Raw genomic sequence first — 337 nt, 5'->3', positions numbered from 1 at the left:
TGAATTTAGACTGGTATTATACTTTTCTTATTCTTGCTAAACATTTGAACTACCGAAAAGCAAGTGAGGAGCTTTTTTTAACTGAGCCGACCCTACACCAGCAAATCAAAAAACTTGAAAAACACATACAAGTTAAATTATTTGAAACCATTGGTAGACAGTTAACTCTAACAACCACCGGAAAAGAGTTTATACCTATTGCTGAACGACTTGTAAAAACCTATGAAGATGGAATAAAAACAATTCAATTAAAAGATAGGAATCTATCCAAGCAACTCGATATTGCTGTCTCCCCTTATATCTCGACATACCTCTTACCAAAATTTTTACCAGCATT

General features: G+C 33.5%; 1 protein-coding gene. It reads left to right on the top strand.

Features of this window, described 5'->3' with window-relative positions; all coding sequences use genetic code 11:
* Window positions 1-44: 44 nt before the first annotated feature.
* A partial coding sequence (locus FH871_RS35300; RefSeq protein WP_229317795.1) for a LysR family transcriptional regulator occupies window positions 45-337 on the top strand: 293 nt, incomplete at its 3' end.

The sequence above is a fragment of the Larkinella sp. C7 genome (assembly GCF_006149005.1).
Taxonomy (GTDB): Bacteria; Bacteroidota; Bacteroidia; order Cytophagales; family Spirosomataceae; genus Larkinella.
This window is presented reverse-complemented; position numbering and strand designations above follow the sequence as displayed.